Consider the following 21,670-nt stretch of genomic DNA (forward strand, 5'->3'; position numbering starts at 1 on the left):
TCTCCCCCGATCTAGGGCGCCTCTCGCAGAACGTCCAGAAAGGCGGCGCCGAAACGATCCGCCCGCCGCTCGCCAAGAAGTCGCACCAGGGCGCCCTGATCGCTGGGTCGCAGCTGCGCCAGCTTCGCCAGTTCCGAGGCCGAGCAGCTCATCGGCTTGTCGGTGCCCTCGCTGCCGCGGGTCAGGCCCGCCTGAACCTCCAGCAACCGGTCATAGAGGCTGCCGGCGCCGCGCCCCGCCAGCTTGCGTCGCGCCGGATGGGTATCCTCCACCCCGCCGTTGATCACCGCGAGGAAGTCGGCGCCATAGCGCTCCAGCTTCTTGGCGCCGACACCGCTGACCCGCGCCATCTGGTCCAGATCGGCGGGTCGGCGTTCCGCCATCTCGATCAGGGTGCGGTCGGGAAAAATCACATAGGCCGGCACCTTGGCCGCCTCGGCCAGCGCCCGCCGCTTGGCCTTCAGCGCCGACAGCAGCGGCGCGTCCTCCTCCGACACCAGCGCCTTGACCGCCGGGCGCCGATCGGCGGCGCGGCGCAGCACGTCGCGGCGCAGCGTAATGCCGGCCTCGCCGCGCAGGATCGGCAACGCCGCGTCAGTCATCCTCAGCGCGCCGTGCCGTTCCGGATCCGGCCGAACCAGATCGCGACCCATCATCTGCCGGAAGATCGCCCCCCATTGCCGCTTGTCCCACTCCTTGCCGACCCCGTAGGTCGGCAGCCGGTCATGGCCGCGGTCGCGGATGCGGTCGGTCATATTGCCGATCAGGATGTCGGTCAGATGGCCGGTGCCGAACCATTCCTCGGTCCGCAGGATCGCCGACAGTGCCATGCGCACCGGCGTGGTGGCGTCGAACAGCTCCGGCGGCGTCTCGCAGAGATCGCAATTGCCGCAGGGTTCGGACTGCTCGCCGAAATAGGCCAGCAAGGCCTGCCGCCGGCAGCCCAGCGCCTCCGCCAGCCCCAGAAGGGCGTTCAGCCGGGCATGATCGGCGGCGCGGCGCTCCGGCGGCGCCAGGCCTTCGTCGATCTGCGCCCGCCGCAGGCGGATGTCGTCGGGGCCATAGAGCGTCATCGTCTCCGCCGGCGCGCCGTCGCGGCCGGCGCGGCCGATCTCCTGATAATAGGCCTCGATGCTCTTCGGCAGGTCGGCATGCGCCACCCAGCGGATGTCGGGCTTGTCGATCCCCATGCCGAAGGCGACGGTGGCCACCACGATCAGCCCGTCCTCGCGGGCGAAACGCGTCTCGACCGCGCGGCGATCCTCGGCCTCCATGCCGCCGTGATAGAAACAGGCGCTGTGACCATCCTCCGCCAAAGCCTGCGCCAGAGCCTCGGTCTTGGCCCGCGTGCCGCAATAGACGATGCCGGAGCGGCCCCGCCGCGCCGCCGCGAACTCCAGGATCTGGCGTCGCGGCCCGTCCTTGGCAGCAAAGGCCAGGTGGATGTTCGGCCGATCGAAGCCGCGCAGAAACCGGCGCGGATCGCCGCCGTCGAACAGCTTCTGAACAATCTCGTCCTGGGTTTCCGCATCCGCCGTGGCGGTAAAGGCCGCCAGTGGCACGCCGAGCGTCCGGCGCAGATCGCCGATCCGCAGGTAATCGGGGCGGAAATCGTGACCCCACTGGCTGACGCAATGCGCCTCGTCCACCGCGATCAGCCCGACACCGGCGCGCTGCAGCATGCCCAGCGTCCCACCCGAGGCCAGCCGCTCCGGCGCCATGTAGAGAAGCTTCAGCCGCCCCGCCTCCAGCGCCGCCCAGACCGCATCGGTCTCCTCCTGGGTGTTGCCGGAGGTCAGCGCCCCGGCCTCGACGCCCGCCTCCTGCAGCCCGCGCACCTGATCCCGCATCAGCGCAATCAGCGGCGAGATCACCACCGTGACCCCGTCCCGCAACAGCGCCGGCAACTGGAAACACAGCGATTTGCCCCCCCCCGTCGGCATGATCGCCAGAACGTTCTCCCCGCTGGTGACGGCTTCGACGATCTCTTCCTGACCGGGACGGAAGGCATCGAATCCGAAGACATCGCGCAACAGCGTGAGGGGGGCGGTCATTTGGGGCCTCTGGGGAAGATCTGCTCAGGACCCCTACTGTCCCACAGCGCGACTCACGGGACAAGGGCAGGCGCGCGCCCGGCCGCGCGGCCGTGACACTGCGCCGCCGCGCCCCTTCTTCTCTGCCCAAATACTCCCGCCGGAGGCGCCCGCAGCCCGCCACGGGCGCAGGCTCAGGACGACAGCTCGCCGTCAGTCAGGGTGATGCGGCAGGCTCAGTAGAAGACGGCCATGTTGTTGCGCAGGACGATCTCGATCACATAGATCCCCAGCAGCGCCACCAGCGGCGCCAGATCGAGCCCGCCCATCGGCGGCAGCAGACGGCGGATCGGGCCATAGATCGGTTCGAGAACGCGGTTCAGCCCATACCAGATCTGCGACACCAACTGCTGCCGGGGATTCAGCACCTGAAAGTTGATCAGCCAGCTCATGATCACATGCGCGATGACGAAGAACTGCGCGATACTCAGGATCAGCATCAGGATTTGAAACAGCGACTGCATCGGCTCTTCCCTTTTCAACCGACCCCTGAGGTAAGGGCCGGGCCGCAAAAGGGCAAGGCCCGCTGCGCCCTGCTGCGGACAAAGCACGACAATCCCATGACAAAAGCCGCCCCCACGCGCAACCGCGCTTGCCAGCGGCCCCGTTCCCCGGTCATACCGGAGCAAAATGGCGGGGACAGAGATGGCAGGCATTTCCACCAAGCGGCGCATCTGGGGCTGGTTCTTCTTCGACTGGGCCAGCCAGCCCTATAACACGCTGCTGATCACCTTCATCTTCGCACCCTACGTCAAGGAGCTGATCGGCGACGGCAGTCGGGCGCAATCGGCCTGGGGCTTCGGCATCGGCGCGGCGGGGATCGTCATCGCCATCCTTGCCCCGGTGCTGGGGGCGATGGCCGATCTCTCCGGCAACCGGCTGCGCTGGATCTGGGGGTTTTCGGCGCTCTACGTGGTCGGGGCGGCCGGGCTGTGGCAGGCGGCGCCGGGCGATTTCAACCTGATCCTGACGCTGCTGTTCTTCGCCGTCGGCATGATCGGCATGGAATTCGCCACCATCTTCACCAATTCAATGCTGCCGGATCTGGGCAGCCGCGAGGAGATCGGCCGCATCTCCGGCAACGGCTGGGCCTTCGGCTATGTCGGCGGCCTGTTGTCGCTGGTCATCATGCTGGGGTTCTTCGCCGAAAGCGCCACCACCGGAAAGACCTTCTTCGGGCTGGACCCGGCGCTCGGGCTGAACCCCGAGCTGCGTGAGGGCACCCGCTTCGTCGGGCCGCTCACCGCGATCTGGTACGCGGTCTTCATGATCCCCTTCTTTCTCTGGGTGCGCGATCCGGTGCCGGCCGCCGGCCGCCGCGGGTCGGTCGGACAGGCGCTGCGCGATGTCGGTCAGACGCTGCGCACCCTGCCGGCGCGCCCGTCGCTCTTCGCCTATCTCGCCTCCTCGATGTTCTACCGCGACGCGCTGAACGGGATGTATGTCTTCGGCGGCATCTACGCCGCCGGGGTGCTGGACTGGACCGTGGTCGATACCGGTATCTTCGGCATCCTGGCGATCATCTCCGGCGCACTCTTCGCCTGGATCGGCGGCCGTGCCGATCAGCGGTTCGGCCCGAAACCGGTGATCACCGCCTGCATCCTGCTGCTGGGGGCGGTGGCGGTGGGCATCGTCTTCGTCGGCCCGACCCGGGTGCTGGGCCTGTCGGTGCCCGCGGGCTCCGCCCTGCCCGATATCGTCTTCTATGTCTTCGGCGCGGTGATCGGCGCCGCCGGCGGGGTGATCCAGTCGGCCAGCCGCACCATGATGGTCCGCCAGGCCGACCCCGAGCGGATGACGGAATCCTTCGGTCTCTATGCCCTGGCCGGCAAGGCGACCTCCTTCATCGCGCCCCTCGCCATCGGAACGGTCACCCTGATCAGCGGCAGCCAGCAGACCGGCGTTTCCCCGCTCATCGTGCTTTTCCTGCTGGGCCTGATCCTGCTACGCTGGGTCAAATCCGAAGGAGACGCCGCCCCATGACCCGCCCTCTCGCCTGGATCTGCCTGCTGCTGGGCCTGTGCACCCTTGCGTTTGTGGCAGCCCCCCGGGCGATGGCGGAACCGCTGGCGAAACAGCTGTTCGGGGCCAAATCCGCGCCATCGCAGCAACGCCCGGCGCCCTATGGCAGCTATGCCAAGGGCTGCATGGCCGGCGGCGCGCAATTGCCGGAAACGGGCCCGACATGGCAGGCCATGCGGCTGAGCCGGAACCGCAACTGGGCGCAGCCCGAAACCGTTGCCTTCATCGAGGATCTGAGCCGCTTCGCCGCCACCCTGCCCGGCTGGAAGGGGCTCTATGTCGGTGATCTGAGCCAACCGCGCGGCGGCCCGATGACCTCCGGCCATGCCAGCCACCAGATCGGCCTCGACGCCGATATCTGGATGCTGCCACCCGACCGGCTGAACCTGAGCCGGTCTGCCCGGGAAAAGATCTCCTCGATCTCGATGCGGCGGGCCAACGGCGCCTATGTCAACAGCAACTGGACACCGCAGCACCATGCGCTGCTGCGCGCCGCCGCCGAGGACCCCCGCGTGGCGCGGATTTTCGTCTTTCCCGGCGCCAAGGTGCAGATGTGCAAGGATGAAACCGGCGATCGCCGCTGGCTGCGCAAGATCCGGCCGTGGTGGGGACATCACTACCATTTCCATGTCCGGCTGAACTGCCCCCGCGGCGCCCGCGGTTGCGTCGACCAGACCCCGCCGCCGCCCGGGGACGGCTGCGCCGATGCGCAACAATGGGTGAACAACATCCTCAACCCGCCGCCGCCCGACCCCAATGCGCCACCGCCGAAGAAACGGCGCGAATACGTTCTGGCCAATCTGCCCAAGCAATGCGTCTCGGTCCTGCAATCGCGATAACCCTGCTGCTCTGCGCCGGCTGCGATGCCGGCGACGGCACCGGCAGCGGCGCGGCGGAATACCTCTCCAGCTACACCTGGCAGGAGGACGCGCCCTGGTTCGGCGGCCTGTCGGGAATCGAACTCTCCGCCGACGGGCACCGCGCCACGCTGTTGAGCGACCGGGCCCGGCTGATCACCGCCGACCTGACCCGCGACGCCGACGGTCGGGTGGTAGGCGCCGAGCTCACCGGGCAGTGGCCACTGCGCGCCAGCACCGGCCAGCGGCTGAAGGGGCAGGCCGCCGATTCCGAAGGACTGGCCACCGGGCCGGACGGGCAGATCTATATCTCCTTCGAGGATATCGACCGCGTCGCCCGCTATGCCCGCCCCGGCGCCCCGGCGCGGGTGCTGAACGATCCCCGCACCTTCGGCGACCCGCCCCGCAACCGCTCGCTCGAGGCGCTGGCGATGGACGGCGCAGGACGGCTCTACACCCTGCCGGAAAACGCCCCCGACGCCCGGGGGCAAATCCCGGTCTACCGCCGCGACGGACAAGACTGGCACATCGCCTTCACCCTGCCGCCGCGGGGCCGCTTCCTGCCGGTGGGGGCCGATTTCGACCCCGAGGGGCGGCTCTACGTACTGGAACGGGCGGTGACGCTGCTGGGCTTCCGCAGCCGGCTGCGGCGCTGGACCCTGGAAAACGACCAGCCGGTGCGAGAGGAAACCCTGCTCACCACCGCCGCCGGCCGCCACGACAACCTCGAAGGCGTCGCGATCTGGCGCGACAACGCCGGGCGGCTGCGCGCCACGCTGGTGTCGGACGACAATTTCCTGCGGCTGCAACGCACCGAACTGGTCGATTACCTGCTGCCCGACTGACCGCCCAACCAAGCCCGCGCACCCAGGGATTTTTCTGGCCGCAAGTATCCCCGCGGAGGCAGGCCGGGCAGCGGCCTCTCCCAGCCCACGCGACCGCGCAGGCTTGCGCCGGCCGCTGCAACCGGCTAAGCACCCCTGCCCGCCGCAACCACGGCGGGACAAGTCGCCGCAACCTTGTCAAAACGGGCATCAGACATGAACCGATCCCATATTCCCGGCATTCTTGCCATGGCCGCCATCGTGGTGGCCTCCAACATCCTGGTGCAGTTCCTGTTCGGCCAATGGCTAACCTGGGGCGCCTTCACCTATCCCTTCGCCTTCCTGGTCACCGATGTGATGAACCGCGTCTACGGCGCCGCCTCTGCCCGCCGGGTGGTCTTCGCCGGCTTCGTCGTCGGCGTGATCTGCTCGCTGATCGGCACCCAGATTGCCGGCGACTTCGGCCCGCTGGTCACGCTGCGGGTGGCGCTGGCCTCCGGCACCGCCTTCCTGGTGGCGCAGATGCTGGACGTGGCGATCTTCTCCGCCCTGCGCGCCGGCAAATGGTGGCGCGCGCCGCTCGCCTCCACCCTGGTTGGCTCCGCCGCCGATACGGTGCTGTTCTTCTCCATCGCCTTCTCGGCGCAGCTGATCTGGATCGACCCCGCCAACGATGTCGGCTGGGCCAATGAAACGCTGCCGCTCCTGGGCGCCGGGCCGATGGTGCCGCTCTGGGTGTCGCTCGGGACCGCCGACTGGCTGGTCAAACTGGGTCTCGCGCTGGTGGCGCTGCTGCCGTTCCGCCTGATCGTTGCGCAAATGCTCGCCCGCCGCGGCGCCGCGTGACGATTTTATTTGGCGAAATACGGCCTCCGTGCCACGCTGATGATAACGGTAACAGCTATGCAAAGGAGGTGATCCAGTGTCGAGAAAGGTATTGGAGCGAGGTGTCGGGACAACGCAGGAGGCTGCCCGTTAAGGCAACCCTGGACGGACAGTCCGCCTGCGTGGATCGGCCGATGATCTAACCGGCCCCACCTCCGAGAGCTTTCGAAAGGGCCTCCCGCACGGGCGGCCCTTTTTCGTGGCCGCAGAACCCGCTACGCTGCCACCATGCTGCGCATCACCGACGATATCGCCCTTGCCGACTGGGAGCTGACCGAACAGTTCATCCGTGCCTCCGGGCCCGGCGGGCAAAATGTGAACAAGGTCGCCACCGCGGTGGAGCTGCGGTTCGAGGCCGCCCGGTCTCCCGCTCTCTCCCCGGCGGTCAAGGCACGGCTGAAACGGCTGGCCGGCCGGCGCTGGACCACCGAGGGCGCCATCGTGCTGCAATGCGACGAAACCCGCAGCCAGGCCCGCAACCGCGAGATCGCCCGCGAGCGGCTGGCCGAGCTGATCCGCAAGGCGCTGGTCGCCCCGAAGCGCCGGATCGCCACCCGCCCCACCAAGGGATCGGTGCGCCGGCGGCTCGACGCGAAGAAGGCGCGCGGCACCGTCAAGGCGCTGCGCGGCCGCGTCGACGAGGAATAGCGGGGCCGCCACCTTGTACCCCCTCGCGACGCGCCCTAATGTCCGCGCAAACTCCGGACTGAAGGAACTACAGCCATGAGACTTGAGGGAAAAACCGCCATCGTCACCGGTGGCGCATCGGGATTCGGCGCCGGCATCGTGCGGAAATTCGTTGCCGAAGGCGCCCGGGTAATGATCGCCGACATCAACGGCGCCGCCGCTGAGGCGATGGCCACCGAGATCGGCGCCGCCACCGTCGCCCAGACCGTCGATGTTTCCGACGCCCAGTCGGTCAATGCCATGGCCGAGGCCGCGCTGGCCGCCTTCGGTCAGGTCGACATCCTGGTCAACAACGCCGGGGTCACCCATCTGCCGACCCCGCTCGACGAGATCTCCGAAGCCGATTTCGACCGCGTCTTCAACGTCAACATGAAGTCGGTCTACCTGACCGCCCGGGCGCTGGTGCCGCATATGAAATCCCGCGGCACCGGGGCAATCCTCAACGTCGCCTCCACCGCCGGCGTGTCGCCGCGCCCCAACCTCAGCTGGTACAACAGCTCCAAGGGCTGGATGATCACCGCGACCCGCTCGATGGCGGTGGAGCTGGCACCCAAGGGCATCCGCGTCAACGCCATCAACCCGGTGGCCGGCGAAACCCCGCTGCTCTCCTCCTTCATGGGCGAGGACACCCCCGAAATGCGCAGCAAGTTCCTCTCAACCATCCCGATCGGCCGCTTCTCCACCCCCGAGGACATGGGCAACGCCGCCGCTTTCCTCTGCTCGGAGGAAGCCAGCATGATCACCGGCGTCGCCATGGAAGTCGACGGCGGCCGCTGCATCTGAGGCAGGGTCCCAGAGGCCACCGGCTTCTTCTCTGCCGAAATACTCCCGCCGGAGGCGCCCCGCGCGCCTTTGGCGCGCAAATGATGACAATGCGCCGAAGGCGCGCAAATCGGCTCCGCGCGCACCCGGCGCGCGCGCCCATGCCCTCGCCCCCACCAGGGGGCGGCGACCGATCTGACCCCGGAGTTTCCCATGATCCCAGGCCCCCGCAACCTGATCACCGATGTTCCCGGCCTGCAGGTCGGCAACGCCCGCGACGACCGGGTGAAATCCGGCACCACCGTGCTCAGTGCGGACCGGCCCTTCACCGCCTCGGTCAACGTGATGGGCGGCGCCCCCGGCACCCGGGAAACCGACCTACTCGCCCCCGACAAGACCAATACCGAAGTACATGCGCTGGTGCTCTCGGGCGGATCGGCCTATGGGCTCGACGCCTGTTCGGGGGTGATGGATGCGCTGCGCGAGGCCGGCCGCGGGCTCAGGCTGGGCACCGCGCTGATCCCGCTGGTGCCCGGGGCGATCATCTTCGATCTGCTGAACGGCGGCGCCAAGGACTGGCAGGACAACCCGTATCGCGCGCTGGGGCGGGCGGCTTTCGCCAATCTCTCCGAGGATTTCGCGCTCGGCAGCGAAGGCGCCGGCACCGGGGCGCTGACTGCCAATATCAAGGGCGGGCTCGGCTCCGCCTCGCTGGTGCTGGACGACGGCACCACCGTCGGCGCGCTGGTCGCGGCCAATCCGATGGGGTCGGTCACCACCCCGGGCGACCGGCATTTCTGGGCCGCCCCCTATGAGATCGACGGCGAATTCGGCGGCCTGGGCCCGGACCCCGCAGCCGGGCTGGGCCGCGATCTGGGCAGCCGCAAGTTCGACGCGATGATGGCCGCCAACGAGGGCCGGCCGCTGCGTCAGGACCGCGCCAATACCACCATCGCCATCGTCGCCACCGACGCCGCCCTGACCAAGGCGCAATGCCAGCGCATGGCGACAGCCGCCCATGACGGCATCGGCCGGGCCTGCGTGCCGGCCCATGCCCCCGGCGACGGCGATCTGGTCTTTGCCATGACAACCGGCGACCGGGCCCTGGCGCAGCCCGAACGCGACATGATGGTGATCGGCCATGCCGCCGCGATCTGCCTGTCGCGGGCCATCGCGCGGGCGGCCCATGCCGCCACCCCGGCCTCCGGCGATCTGCTGCCCTGCTGGTCGGAAACCGCCGGCGCCGACGCCTGACCCTGCCCCGGGGGCTGAGGCCGCAGGGCCTCACCCCCATCCTCCCCCCTGCCGCTGAGACAATCTAGCAATTGACTTCGCGTGCCGCGATCTACCTATTTGGGTCCAGCCAAACCCAAGAGGAGGACGCCATGAAACCCCTGATCGCTGCCGCCGCACTCGCCATGATCGCCGCCCCCGCCCTGGCCGAAGACGCCGCCAAGGGCGAGAAGCTATTCAACAAGTGCAAGGCCTGCCATTCGATCGTCTCGGACAGCGGCGAAACCATCGTCAAGGGCGGCCGTACCGGCCCGAACCTTTTCGGCGTGGTCGGACGCCAGGCCGGGACCTATCCCGACTTCCGCTATGGTAAGGACCTGATCGCCGCCGGCGAAGCCGGTCTGGTCTGGGACGAAGAGGCGCTTCAGGAATACCTGAAGGACCCGCGCAAGTTCCTGCAGCACCACCTGGAGGACAAGAAGGCCAAGTCGAACATGAGCTTCAAGCTGCCGAAGGGCGCCGAAGACATCTACGCCTATCTCGCCACCTTCTCTGCGGCCCCCGCCGAAGACGCGGCCGGCGATGAGGGCGCCGATGAGGAAAAGGCCAGCGAATAAGCCTGCCCCGCAGCGCTGCGGGCCGTGGCCTTTCCGGCTGCGGCCATTCGCATGGTTGTCCGCCCGCAGCCTGCCGCCTACCTTCGAAAGATGCCTGCACCCGATCGTTTTCCCAGATACCCTGAGGCCGAGATGACCTCACACCGCCCGATGCGCCCGCCGCTCCGGCCCATCTGCCTGATGCAGGAGCGCCGCGGATGACGCCGCAGATCCCCGCCTGGATCGATGGCCGGCTGCAACCGGCCGACAAGCTCGCCGTGCATCGGCAGGGGCTGCGGCACAAGGCGGTGTCGGTCTTCGTGCTGCGCGAGTCGGACATCCTGCTGCAGCGGCGCGCGCTGGGGAAATATCACACCCCGGGACTGTGGACGAACACCTGCTGCACCCATCCCTTCTGGGACGAGGAGCCGAGCCATTGCGCCGTGCGCCGTCTGCAGGAGGAACTGGGGCTGACCGGCATCTACCCGGAGTTCCGCCACCACCTGGAATACCGCGCCGAGGTCGGCAACGGCATGGTCGAACATGAAGAGGTCGATGTCTTCGTCGCCCCGGTGCATCGCGACATCCGCATCACCCCCGACCCGGAGGAGGTGATGGCGACCCGCTGGATCGACTATCACGACCTGCGGGCGGAGCTGACCCGCCATCCGCAGCGGTTCACCCCCTGGCTGCGCATCTATCTCAACAACCATGCCGATCGCATCTTCGGCCCCGGACTGGGCCGGTCGATGCAACGCTGAGCCTTGCGCCCGGCCGCCCGGCCTGCTTTCTTCCCGCCAGCTACGGGAGGAGTTTGCATGACCATTCTGATCGCCGGGGCCGGTATCGCCGGGCTCTCTCTGGGGCTGACCCTGCACCAGATCGGCCTGCCGTTCCGCATCTATGAATCCGCAGCGCAAATCCGGCCGCTGGGGGTGGGGATCAACCTGCAGCCCAATGCGGTGCGCGAGCTGTTCGATCTGGGGCTGGAGGCGGAGCTGGACGCCATCGGGGTGCGCACGCGGCAGCTGGGCTTCTATTCCAAGCTGGGCCATACCATCTGGGAGGAACCCCGGGGCCAGCGCGCCGGCTATGCCTGGCCGCAGTTTTCGGTCCATCGCGGCGCCCTGCAGATGATGCTCTATCACGCCGTGATTGCCCGCGCCGGGTCAGAGGCGGTGGTCACCGGTGCCCGTGCCACCGGGTTCGAGACCGGCGAGGATGGCGCCGTGCTGATCCTCGCCGATGGCAGCCGGGTCGCGGGCGATCTGATCATTGCCGCCGATGGCATCCATTCGGCTCTGCGCGCGCAGATGTATCCCGCCGAGGGTGCGCCGATCTGGGATGGCCGTATCCTGTGGCGCGCCACCACCCAGGCACCGAATTTCAAGGGCGGCGGCGCCATGGTGATGATCGGCCACGACAGCCTGCGGGCGGTGGCCTATCCGATCAGCGCCGCCGATCCCGAAACCGGGCTGGTGACGATGAACTGGATCGCCGAAAAACGCTTCGACCCCAGCGGCGACTGGCGGCGCGAGGATTGGAACCGGGCCGCCCGCATCGCCGAATTCCTGCCGGATTTCGAAGACTGGCGGTTCGGCTGGATCGACCTGCCGGCGCTGATCACCGGCGCGGCGGAGGTCTTCGAATACCCGATGGTGGACCGCGACCCGCTGCCGCGCTGGACCGAGGGCCGCGTCACCCTGATGGGGGATGCCGCGCATCCGACCTATCCGGTCGGCTCCAACGGTGCCAGCCAGGCGATCATCGACGCGCGGGTGATCGGCGCCAAGCTGCTGGAGCACGGGCCTAGTGTCGCCGCCTTGCAGGCCTATGAGGCCGAGATGAGACCGCTGACCACCGCAGTGGGTCTGGCCAACCGGGCCGGCGGCGGGCCGGATGCGGTGTTGCAATGGATCGAGGATCGATGCGGTGGCGATTTCGAACGGATCGAAGACGTAATCCCGATGGAAGACCTCGCCGCCCATGCGGCACGGTTCAAATCCATCGCCGGATTCTCGGTCGAAGCGCTGAACGCGAAACCGCCGATCATCCCGGAGGCGGCACGGCAGCCGCTGTCCGCCGCGGCAGACTGACCCCAGTTGCAAAAGGCCCCGCCGGATCGGCGGGGCCTTCTTCGTTTCCGACAAGAGGGCGCGGCTTATTCCGCCGGCACCGCCTCGACCTCGCGGCTCAGCGGCACCGGCAGGTGCTGCAGCATCTCTTTCGGGCAGACCTGGACGAAATTGGCTTTCTCCAGTTCCCAGTGCTGCAGGATGTCGGCGGCGCGCCGGCTGTAGGTTTCAGCCGCGTGGCGTTCGATCAGCCCTTTCAGCTCATGCTCCCAGTGATCCATGGTCACCGGGCAGGTCACCAGGGTCTCCATGTTCATCAGCGTTTCGGCCTTGCCTTCCGGATCGTAGAGATAGGCCATGCCACCGGTCATCCCGGCCCCGAAGTTGGCGCCGATATCGCCGAGGATCACCGCGACACCGCCGGTCATGTATTCACAGCCGTTGGAGCCGCAGCCCTCGATCACCACCTTGGCGCCGGAGTTGCGCACGCCAAAACGCTCACCGGCCCGGCCAGCGGCAAAGAGATAGCCATCGGTCGCCCCATAGAGCACGGTGTTGCCGATGATGGTGTTCTCCTCGGCCTTGAGCGGCGACATCATCGGCGGACGCACCACGATGGTCCCGCCCGACAGACCCTTGCCGACATAGTCGTTGGCATCGCCGGAGACCTCGATCTTCAGCCCCGGGGCAGCGAAGGCACCCAGCGACTGACCGGCAGAGCCCTGCAGCTTCACATGCAGGTGGTCCGGCTGGAACGCGTTGCGCATGCCGAAGTTCTGCACGATCAGGCTGGAGGTGCGGGTGCCGACGGTCCGGTGGGTGTTCTGCACCGCATAGGACAGCTGCATCTTTTCCCCGTCCTTCAGGAAGCGGGCGGCATCGCGCACGATCTCGGCGTCCAGCGTGTCAGGCACCAGGTTGCGCGGCTTGTCGCGGTTGTAGACGATCTCATGCGCACCATCGACCGCGATCAGCAGCGGGTTCAGGTCGAGATCGTCCAGATGCGCGGAGCCGCGGCTGACCTGGGTCAGCAAATCGGCGCGACCGATCACCTCGTCCAGCGACCGCGCCCCGATAGAGGCGAGGATCTCGCGCACTTCCTGGGCGTAGAAGGTGATCAGGTTGACCACCTTGTCGGCGGAGCCGGTGAACTTGTCGCGCAGCTGCGGATCCTGGGTACAGACGCCCACCGGGCAGGTATTCGACTGGCACTGACGCACCATGATACAGCCCATCGCGATCAGCGCGGCGGTGCCGATGCCGAATTCCTCGGCCCCCATCATCGCCGCCATGACGATATCACGGCCGGTGCGCAGCCCGCCGTCGGTGCGCAGCGTGACGCGGTCGCGCAGGTGGTTCATCGCCAGCACCTGATGCGCCTCGGTCAGGCCCATCTCCCACGGCAGACCCGCATATTTGATCGAGGTCGCGGGCGAGGCCCCGGTGCCGCCGTTGTGGCCCGAGATCAGGATGATATCCGCCTTCGCCTTGGCCACGCCGGCGGCGATGGTGCCGACGCCGGAGGAGGCCACCAGTTTCACCGTCACCTTGGCGCGCGGGTTGATCTGCTTGAGGTCGTAGATCAGCTGCGCCAGGTCCTCGATCGAATAGATATCGTGGTGCGGCGGCGGCGAAATCAGCGTCACCCCCTTGGTCGAATGCCGCAGACGCGCGATCAGGTCGGTCACCTTCATGCCGGGCAGCTGGCCGCCCTCGCCGGGTTTCGCGCCCTGGGCCACCTTGATCTCAAGCTCTTCGCAGTGGTTGAGATACTCGGCGGTGACGCCGAAGCGCCCGGACGCCACCTGCTTGATCTTGGCCGAGGGGTTGTCGCCGTTCGGCTCCGGCACGAAATGCGCCGGATCCTCACCACCCTCGCCCGAATCCGACTTGGCGCCGATCCGGTTCATGGCGACGTTCAGCGTCTTGTGTGCCTCCGGGCTCAGCGCGCCCAGCGACATGCCCGGGGTGACGAACCGCTTGCGGATGGCGGTGATGCTCTCCACCTCTTCCAGCGGGATCGCATTGCCCAGCGGCTTGATGTCCAGCAGATCGCGCAGATGGATCGGCGGGTTCGACTGCATCTTGGCCGAATACTGCTTCCACATCTCATAGGACGACCGGTTGCAGGCCATCTGCAGCATGTGCATGCCCTGCGCATCCCAGGCGTGGGTCTCGCCCGACTTGCGCGCCTTGTAGAAGCCGCCGATCGGCAGCACCTGGGAATTCGAGCCCCAGCCCTTGGCATGCACCTCTTCCACCTTGTGCTGGATACCGCTGACGCCGATGCCGGAAATCCGGCTGGTCATGCCCGGGAAATATTCCGCGCACATGGCCCGGCTCAGGCCCACCGCCTCGAAGTTCAGACCGCCGCGATAGGAGGAGATCACCGAAATCCCCATCTTCGCCATGATCTTCAGCATGCCCTGATCGATCGCCGCGCGGTAGCGCGCGATATTCTCGGTCAGGGTGCCGTCCAGCAGGCCGCGGTCGATGCGGTCGGCAATCGAATCCTCGGCCAGATAGGGGTTCACCACCGTCGCGCCACAGCCGATCAGCACCGCGAAATAATGCGGGTCGATACATTCGGCGGATCGCACGTTCAGCGAACAGAAGGTCCGCAGACCCTTGCGGATCAGATGGCTGTGCACCGCGCTGGTGGCCAGGATCATCGGCATGCCGACCTTGCCGGGACCGGAATACTGATCGGTCAGCACCAGGTGGCCGGCACCGGAGCGCACCGCATCCTCGGCCTCGGCGCGGATCCGCTTCAGCTCATCGCGCAGCGTGCCCTCCTGGCCCGGGGTGAAGGTACAGTCGATCTCCACCAGCGGCGCGTTGAAGTGGCGCACCACCTCGGCCCATTGGGTGTTGCCGACAAAGGGGCTTTCCAGAACGATGATCTCGGTCTGGGAGCTGTCCTCGTCCAGCACGTTCTTCAGGTTGCCGAACCGGGTCTTCAGCGACATCACCCGATATTCGCGCAGGCTGTCGATCGGCGGGTTGGTCACCTGAGAGAAGTTCTGCCGGAAGAAATGGCTGAGCGGGCGATACTGTTTCGACAGCACCGCAGAGGGCGTGTCATCGCCCATCGAGGCCAGCGCTTCCTTGCCGTCCTCCGCCATCGGCGACAGGATCTGCTCCAGCTCCTCGATGGTATAGCCGGCGGCGATCTGCCGCTGACGCAGCTCCGCCCCGGAGAACAGCGGCTTTTCACTGACCCGCGCCAGCTCCGCATCCAGATCGTTGATCTTGCTGACCCAGTCGCCGAACGGCTGCGAGGCGGCCAGCTTGTCCTTGATCTCGGTGTCGTGGAACAGACGGCCCTCTTCCATGTCGACGGCGATCATCTGGCCGGGGCCGAGCGCGCCCTTTTCCACCACGGTTTTTTCGTCGCTGGGCACCATGCCCGCCTCGGAGCCGGCGATCAGCAGACCGTCGCCGGTCACGACATAGCGCATCGGGCGCAGACCGTTGCGGTCGAGCCCGCCGCAGACCCAGCGGCCATCGGTCATCGCCAGGGCGGCGGGACCGTCCCAGGGTTCCATGACCGAGTTGCAGTAGGAATACATGTCGCGCCAGGCTTCGGGCAGTTCCACCGCCTGCTGCGACCAGCTTTCCGGCACCAGCATGGTCTTGGCCATCGGCGCCTTGCGGCCGGCGCGCACCAGGACCTCGAACACCGCGTCCAGCGCGGCGGAGTCGGAGGACCCGCCGGGGATGATCGGCTTGATGTCGTCGGCCATGTCGCCAAAGGTCGAAGACGCCATGCGGATCTCATGGCTCTTCATCCAGTTGATGTTGCCCTTCAGCGTGTTGATTTCACCGTTATGCGCCAGCATGCGGAACGGCTGCGCCAGCCACCACTGCGGGAAGGTGTTGGTGGAATACCGCTGGTGATAGATCGCAAAGGCGCTCTCGAACCGCTCGTCCTTGAGGTCGGGATAGAATTCCGCGACCTGCTCGGCCAGCATCATGCCCTTGTAGATCACCGAGCGGCAGGACAGCGATGCGATATAGAGCCCGCTGATGCCCTGCGCCGCGGCGGCCTTTTCGATCCGGCGGCGGATGACATAGAGCTCACGCTCGAAGGTTTCCTCGTCCACGCCCTTGGAGTTCGACAGGATGATCTGCTCGATCTCCGGACGGGTGGCATTGGCCTTCTCGCCCAGCACGCCGATGTTCACCGGCACATGGCGCCAGCCGTAGATGTAGTAGCCCATGCGCAGGACTTCGGTTTCCACGATGGTCCGGCAGGTTTCCTGAGCGCCGAAATCGGTCCGCGGCAGGAACACCTGGCCCACTGCCATCAGCTGGCCGGCGTGGGGTTCGTGACCGGTGCGACGAATTTGGTCGTAGAAGAAGGGCACCGGGATCTGCACGTGGATGCCGGCACCGTCGCCGGTCTTGCCATCGGCATCGACCGCGCCGCGGTGCCAGATCGCCTTCAGCGCCTGGATCCCGGCCTCGACCACCTTGCGGCTTTTCTGCCCGTCGATGGAAACGACGAGACCCACACCACAAGAGGAATGCTCCTCTTCCTCGGAATAGAGCCCGTTTTCCGCCATCCACTTGCGCTTGGCTTCCTCGGCGCGGACCCAGTTTTCATCATATTTGGTCATCAGGCGATCCTTTCCAGGGTTTCCATCGCCACCCAGCGTTCGTAGCGGTAGGTGTGATCGGTATCTTTGCTGTATTCGGTGAGCGCGATGCCGGCGGGGGCGAAGCCCTCCGGCAGCGTGACGCCCAGCTGGTCGAAGAGATTGGCCTCCGGCTCTTGCGAACTGACCCAGCCACCGGGCCAGTAGGTGCGGCCATGCTTGCGGTCTGTCTCCGGGGCAAAACTGCGTTCATAGCCACGATCGAAGAAGACGCAGAGCTCGGACCCGGTCAGCATCGGCCAGTCCACCACGGCGGCAACCCGGCCATGGGCGGCGCCTTCGGGCTTGGCGGCTGCGATGGCGGCGGCGGTGTCGATCAGCCGCTGCACCACCTCGCGGCGAAACGCTTCGGTCTCCGGGCCCGGGGCGATCAGATCGGCCGCCACCGGCACCCGCAGGCATTGATGTTCCTGCTGCCAGGTGTCGGGGGCGGGAAACCAGCCGGCCAGCCGCGACATCTCCTGCCGGAAGGCCTCCTGCTGCCGCAGCACTGGATCGGGGCGGGTTTCAAGCGCGGTCACGGTCATTCGGCGCCCTCCTCGATCCCGAACAGGGCCAGCGTCTCGGCCTCGGTATACCGCTTGCGCTCGCCGGCATAGGCGAAGGCGTCGGACTTCAGGTCGATGTAGATTTCGCTGGTCATCTGCATCCCGTTGGCATCGTCGAACAGGCCGATCGGCAGTTCGTAATTCCCCTTGTGCGGGCCCTCGGCGGTGACCCGGTACCAAAGACCGGTGCCGCAGCAGTCGCACCAGGCACGTTCGGCCCAGGGCGAGGACTGGATGCGGCGGATATGCTCTTCGCCCTGCCACCGCACCGTGGCCTCCGGCACTGTCACCGCCAGCAGCGCCGATCCGGTCCAGCGGCGGCACATGTTGCAATGGCAGGCGCCGAAATCGCGCGGCACGTCGCGCACGGCGATTTTCACCGCACCGCACAGGCATTGTCCGTTTCGATCCGTCATTCCCGGTGTCCCAAGATTAGGTCAGCTTACCTGACCGGATCGCCGCAGCACCCTTCGTCTCTGCACTGGGCGGGGTCCGGTCCCCGCTCCGGGAGGGGGCGCCCCCCGGGGGTCTTCGCTTTTATTCGGCCGCAACCGCCGCCGGGGCGGCGAACCGGTCCAGGATCGCCTGGGCGCAATCGCGGCCATCGCGGATCGCCCAGACCACCAGAGAGGCCCCGCGGACGATGTCGCCGACGGCATAGACACCGTCCAGCGCGGTGGCGCCGGTGGTGAACTCAGCCTTCACGGTGCCCCAGCGGGTCACTTCCAGCCCCTCGGTATCCCAGAGCTTGGGCAGGTCCTCGGGCTCGAACCCCAGCGCCTTGATCACCAGATCGGCCTCTTCGACGTAATCGGCGCCTTCGATCACCTCGGGCGACTGACGGCCGCTGGCATCCGGGGCGCCCAGACGCATCTTCTGCACCATGACGCCCGCGACCTTGCCGCCGGTCTCGGTGAACCCTTTGGGCGCGCTCAGCCATTCGAAGATCACGCCTTCTTCCTCGGCGTTCTGCACCTCGCGCTGCGAGCCGGGCATGTTGGCCTTGTCGCGGCGATAGAGACATTTGACGCTGACCGCGCCTTCGCGGATCGAGGTACGCAGGCAATCCATCGCGGTATCGCCGCCGCCGATCACCACCACGCGCTTGCCTTCGGCGTTGAGCGTGCCGTTGTCATAGGCGTCGACCGCATCGCCGAAGCTCTTGCGGTTAGAGGCGGTGAGGAAGTCCAGCGCACGAACGATGCCGCCGGCGCTGCCGTTCGGCAGCTCCAGATCGCGGGACTTGTAAACGCCAGTGGCGATGATCACCGCATCGTGCTTCTCGCGCAGCTCGGCAAAGGAGATATCCTCGCCGACATTGCAGTTCATCACGAAGTTGACACCGCCGGCCGCCAGCAGCTCATTGCGGCGCATGACCACGTCTTTTTCCAGCTTGAAGCCGGGAATGCCGTAGGTCAGCAACCCGCCGGCGCGGTCATACCGGTCGTAGACGGTGACCTGGATACCGGCCCGGCGCAGCATGTCGGCCGCTGCCAGCCCGCCGGGGCCGGCGCCGATGATGCCAACGCTCTCGCTTCGCTCCTCTGCCGGGGAGATCGGTTTGACCCAGCCCTCTTCCCAGGCGGTATCGGTGATGTATTTCTCCACCGCGCCGATGGTGACGGTGCCATGGCCGGACTGTTCGATCACGCAATTACCTTCGCACAAACGATCCTGCGGACAGATGCGGCCGCAGATTTCGGGGAAGGTATTGGTGGCCTGCGAAATGCCATAGGCCTCTTCCAGCCGGCCGGTCGCGGTCAGGCGCAGCCAGTCGGGGATGTTGTTCGACAGCGGGCAATGCGCCTGGCAGTAAGGCACGCCGCACTGGCTGCAGCGGCTGGCCTGCTCTTCCGCCTTGGCCGCGGCGAATTCGGCATAGATCTCGTGGAAGTCCTTCCTGCGGTCCTCGGCGGCCCGCTTCTCCGGCATGTCGCGGTCGATCTGGACGAATTTCAGCATCGGTTGTTTGGCCACGGCTCGGACTCCATGATAGCTTAGCTGCGCCCGTATATGAGAAGCCGTTCAGGATTAAAAGTCAGCAATACTGACATACTTTCATTTTTCTGGACCGCAGCCACCAGAACGCCGCAGCCAAAGTCGTAAAATTAGGTATCAAATCGGACCTAATTGCGAACTTTCCTTTTTCCGGCAAATACTTATACCTTAACCTGCGCTTCCCTTGCGACTCGGGACCTTCTGCCCATGCCAATTCTCCAACTCGTCCTCATTGCCGTGATTCAGGGGATTACAGAGTTCCTGCCGATCTCCTCCTCCGGTCACCTGATTCTCCTGCCGGGGCTGACCGGCCTGCAGGATCAGGGTCAGGTCATCGATGTCGCGGTTCATGTCGGCACGCTGGGCGCGGTGGCCGTCTATTTCTGGCGCGATGTCACCGAAGGTCTTGCCGGGCTGCCCCGGCTGCTGCGCGGCAAGGCCGATACCCCGGGCGCGCGGCTGTCGCTGGGCCTGATCATCGCCACCATCCCGGTGGTGATCGTCGGGCTGATCCTGAACCTCACCGGTCTCAGCGACGCGATGCGCTCGGTCACGGTGATCGGCTGGACCATGCTGATCTTCGGCATCGTGCTCTATTGGGCCGACCAGACCGGCCCCAGCCTCAAGGGCACCGACGACTGGACCGTCAAGGACGCGCTGATCATGGGACTGTGGCAGGCGGTGGCGCTGGTTCCAGGAACCTCGCGATCGGGGATCACCATCACCGCGGGCCGAAAGCTGGGCTATACCCGGGCCGAGGCGGCGCGGCTCTCCATGCTGATGTCGATCCCCACGATTGCGGCCTCCGGTGTACTGCTGGGGGCGGAGGTCGCCGCCGATGCCGATATGGCCGCCGCCCGCGACGGTGCGATTGCCGCAGGCTTCGCCTTTGTCTCGGCGCTGATCGCTCTGGTTCTGATGATGCGGTTGCTGCGCAGCGTCAGCTTCACCCCCTATGTGATCTACCGGGTGATCCTGGGGGTGGTGCTGCTGGTCGTCGCCTACAGCTGAAGTCAGACGCAGGCGACGACAGAAGGCAAAAGGCTCAGGAGCGGAGCTTGCCGGCCGAGCGGGTCATTTCGTCGTACTGACCGTTCGGGCGGAAGCGCCAGAGGTATTCCGGCAGCACGGTTTCCATGGTCATCGGCGAAATGCCCAGATCGGCAAAGCTCTTGGCACCTTCGGAAACGACATTGTCCTTGCGCAGGTTGCGCAGCTGATCGCGGGTCACCACGGTGTTGCTGACCAGCCCCAGGCTGACGCCCTGCACGATGTCCAGCCCCAGCGCGATCAGGCCGGCGGCCCAGAACGGCAGCCCCAGCACGATGCGGCGGCGGAAGGTCACGTCCAGCATGGTCTGCATCAGCTCACGCAGGGTGGCGACACGCGGCCCGCCCAGCTCGTAGATCCCAGGGACGGCCTGACCGGTCGCACCCAGTTGCGCAGCCGCGGCCACATCGTCGACGAAGACCGGCTGGAACCGGGTTGCGGCGCCGGCAATCGGCAGGAACGGCCCCATCCGGGTCATGCCGGCGAAGCGGTTGAAGAAATCGTCTTCCGGCCCGAAGATCACCGAGGGGCGCAGGATCACCGCGTCCGGCATATGCTTCAGCACTGCGGCTTCGCCTTCACCCTTGGTGCGGGCGTAATCGCTGTCGGACTGCGGATCGGCGCCGATGGCCGACACATGCACCATCCGGGCGATGCCGGACTGCGCCGCCAGACGCGCGATTCGCTCTGCCCCTTCGGCATGAATGGCATCGAAGGTGTTCTTTCCGGCCTTGGCCAGAATGCCGACGCAGTTGATCACCGCATCGGCCCCCTGCATCGCCGCCGCGACCGAGGCATCGTCGCGCACGTTGCAGAGCACCGGCTCGACCTGGCCGACGGTGCCATAGGGTTTGGTGAACAACGCTTCATTCGGGCGGCGCACAGCAACCCGCACGCGCCAACCGGCTCTTGCCATGCGCTGCGTGATGTAACGTCCGACAAAGCCCGATCCGCCGTAGATGGTGACCAGTTTCGACATGGCAATGCTCCTGCTCATCGGTTCGGCCCCGGGTCTACCTCTGCAAGCCCATAGGAACAAGGCGGAAAAACGCAACAGCGCCGCCAGGCACGCGGTTCTGCCCGGTTCTCGCCCTCGCTGCCAAAAAGAAAATCAGAAATTTTCGGGCTTCGGTGTTTTTTCCGTTTGACACCCTCCGAGAAGAGCCTTAGAGACCCGCCTCACGACACCTGCCCAGGTGGCGGAATTGGTAGACGCGCTAGCTTCAGGTGCTAGTGTCCGTATGGACGTGGAGGTTCGAGTCCTCTCCTGGGCACCAATGTCTTAGCTCAAAAGCCCTTGGAATCATTCGGTTCCAAGGGCTTTTGCTTTTCCGGCCCACCACAGTGCCAAGCTGCCGCCATCGCTGTCGCGACCGCGA

At 66.6% G+C, this 21,670-nt stretch carries 18 protein-coding genes and 1 tRNA gene; 12 read left to right on the top strand and 7 right to left on the bottom strand.

The window, feature by feature from the left end:
- Nucleotides 1–11: 11 nt before the first annotated feature.
- Together recQ and QO033_RS08795 are read right to left on the bottom strand one after the other, a co-directional pair.
- Complete coding sequence (gene recQ / locus QO033_RS08790) at nucleotides 12–2,054, bottom strand: DNA helicase RecQ (RefSeq protein ID WP_284480587.1); 2,043 nt, start codon at nucleotides 2,052–2,054, stop codon at nucleotides 12–14.
- 215 nt (nucleotides 2,055–2,269) lie between these two features.
- On the bottom strand, nucleotides 2,270–2,557 hold the full coding sequence (locus QO033_RS08795; RefSeq protein WP_284480588.1) for a YggT family protein: 288 nt from the start codon (nucleotides 2,555–2,557) through the stop codon (nucleotides 2,270–2,272).
- Nucleotides 2,558–2,738: 181 nt separating this feature from the next.
- Between QO033_RS08795 and QO033_RS08800 the strand changes: the two genes are divergently transcribed.
- The 10 genes from QO033_RS08800 to QO033_RS08845 all read left to right on the top strand — a co-directional run bounded on the left by QO033_RS08800 (nucleotide 2,739) and on the right by QO033_RS08845 (nucleotide 12,055).
- The gene (locus QO033_RS08800; protein WP_284480589.1) at nucleotides 2,739–4,076 is read left to right on the top strand and encodes an MFS transporter; all 1,338 of its coding nucleotides are present in this window, start codon (nucleotides 2,739–2,741) and stop codon (nucleotides 4,074–4,076) included.
- A gap of 71 nt (nucleotides 4,077–4,147) precedes the next feature.
- Complete coding sequence (gene mepA, locus QO033_RS08805; protein ID WP_284480730.1) at nucleotides 4,148–4,954, top strand: penicillin-insensitive murein endopeptidase; 807 nt, start codon at nucleotides 4,148–4,150, stop codon at nucleotides 4,952–4,954.
- Nucleotides 4,927–5,817, top strand: a complete 891-nt coding sequence (locus tag QO033_RS08810; protein ID WP_284480590.1) for an esterase-like activity of phytase family protein — start codon at nucleotides 4,927–4,929, stop codon at nucleotides 5,815–5,817. Before mepA ends, QO033_RS08810 begins: the two co-directional genes overlap by 28 nt.
- Before the next feature lie 195 nt (nucleotides 5,818–6,012).
- Nucleotides 6,013–6,642 carry a queuosine precursor transporter gene (locus QO033_RS08815; protein WP_284480591.1) on the top strand — a complete coding sequence of 210 codons (630 nt, stop codon included), beginning with the start codon at nucleotides 6,013–6,015 and terminating at the stop codon, nucleotides 6,640–6,642.
- A 267-nt stretch (nucleotides 6,643–6,909) separates the two neighbouring features.
- Entirely contained in the window at nucleotides 6,910–7,329 is a 420-nt protein-coding gene (arfB, locus tag QO033_RS08820) for an alternative ribosome rescue aminoacyl-tRNA hydrolase ArfB (protein WP_284480592.1), read from the top strand.
- 75 nt (nucleotides 7,330–7,404) lie between these two features.
- Nucleotides 7,405–8,151 carry an SDR family oxidoreductase gene (locus tag QO033_RS08825; RefSeq protein ID WP_284480593.1) on the top strand — a complete coding sequence of 249 codons (747 nt, stop codon included), beginning with the start codon at nucleotides 7,405–7,407 and terminating at the stop codon, nucleotides 8,149–8,151.
- A gap of 192 nt (nucleotides 8,152–8,343) precedes the next feature.
- Entirely contained in the window at nucleotides 8,344–9,384 is a 1,041-nt protein-coding gene (locus QO033_RS08830) for a P1 family peptidase (RefSeq protein ID WP_284480594.1), read from the top strand.
- Between the two features lie 131 nt (nucleotides 9,385–9,515).
- The gene (locus QO033_RS08835; protein ID WP_284480595.1) at nucleotides 9,516–9,980 is read left to right on the top strand and encodes a c-type cytochrome; all 465 of its coding nucleotides are present in this window, start codon (nucleotides 9,516–9,518) and stop codon (nucleotides 9,978–9,980) included.
- Between the two features lie 197 nt (nucleotides 9,981–10,177).
- Nucleotides 10,178–10,720, top strand: coding sequence for an isopentenyl-diphosphate Delta-isomerase (gene idi / locus QO033_RS08840; protein WP_284480596.1), 543 nt, complete (start codon nucleotides 10,178–10,180; stop codon nucleotides 10,718–10,720).
- Between the two features lie 57 nt (nucleotides 10,721–10,777).
- Nucleotides 10,778–12,055, top strand: coding sequence for a flavin-dependent oxidoreductase (locus QO033_RS08845; protein WP_284480597.1), 1,278 nt, complete (start codon nucleotides 10,778–10,780; stop codon nucleotides 12,053–12,055).
- A 65-nt stretch (nucleotides 12,056–12,120) separates the two neighbouring features.
- On the opposite strand, the gene gltB is transcribed toward QO033_RS08845, so the two are convergent.
- The 4 genes from gltB to QO033_RS08865 all read right to left on the bottom strand — a co-directional run bounded on the left by gltB (nucleotide 12,121) and on the right by QO033_RS08865 (nucleotide 19,220).
- Nucleotides 12,121–16,656 carry a glutamate synthase large subunit gene (gene gltB / locus QO033_RS08850; RefSeq protein ID WP_284480598.1) on the bottom strand — a complete coding sequence of 1,512 codons (4,536 nt, stop codon included), beginning with the start codon at nucleotides 16,654–16,656 and terminating at the stop codon, nucleotides 12,121–12,123.
- On the bottom strand, nucleotides 16,656–17,222 hold the full coding sequence (locus tag QO033_RS08855) for a DUF3916 domain-containing protein (RefSeq protein WP_284480599.1): 567 nt from the start codon (nucleotides 17,220–17,222) through the stop codon (nucleotides 16,656–16,658). Before QO033_RS08855 ends, gltB begins: the two co-directional genes overlap by 1 nt.
- Nucleotides 17,219–17,659 carry a GFA family protein gene (locus QO033_RS08860; RefSeq protein WP_284480600.1) on the bottom strand — a complete coding sequence of 147 codons (441 nt, stop codon included), beginning with the start codon at nucleotides 17,657–17,659 and terminating at the stop codon, nucleotides 17,219–17,221. The genes QO033_RS08855 and QO033_RS08860 overlap by 4 nt, the downstream gene beginning before the upstream one ends.
- A gap of 121 nt (nucleotides 17,660–17,780) precedes the next feature.
- A complete protein-coding gene (locus tag QO033_RS08865) occupies nucleotides 17,781–19,220 on the bottom strand; it encodes an NAD(P)-dependent oxidoreductase (RefSeq protein ID WP_284480601.1) in 1,440 nt (479 codons plus the stop codon).
- 228 nt (nucleotides 19,221–19,448) lie between these two features.
- Between QO033_RS08865 and QO033_RS08870 the strand changes: the two genes are divergently transcribed.
- A complete protein-coding gene (locus tag QO033_RS08870; RefSeq protein ID WP_284480602.1) occupies nucleotides 19,449–20,252 on the top strand; it encodes an undecaprenyl-diphosphate phosphatase in 804 nt (267 codons plus the stop codon).
- Nucleotides 20,253–20,286: 34 nt separating this feature from the next.
- Here the strand turns inward: QO033_RS08870 and QO033_RS08875 are convergent, their stop codons facing one another.
- Nucleotides 20,287–21,270, bottom strand: coding sequence for a complex I NDUFA9 subunit family protein (locus QO033_RS08875; protein WP_284480603.1), 984 nt, complete (start codon nucleotides 21,268–21,270; stop codon nucleotides 20,287–20,289).
- 211 nt (nucleotides 21,271–21,481) lie between these two features.
- Here QO033_RS08875 and QO033_RS08880 point away from each other — a divergent pair.
- Nucleotides 21,482–21,568, top strand: a tRNA-Leu gene (locus QO033_RS08880).
- The last annotated feature ends 102 nt before the right edge of the window (nucleotides 21,569–21,670 follow it).

It is taken from the genome of Pseudodonghicola flavimaris, assembly GCF_030164425.1.
Classification (GTDB): domain Bacteria; phylum Pseudomonadota; class Alphaproteobacteria; order Rhodobacterales; family Rhodobacteraceae; genus Pseudodonghicola; species Pseudodonghicola flavimaris.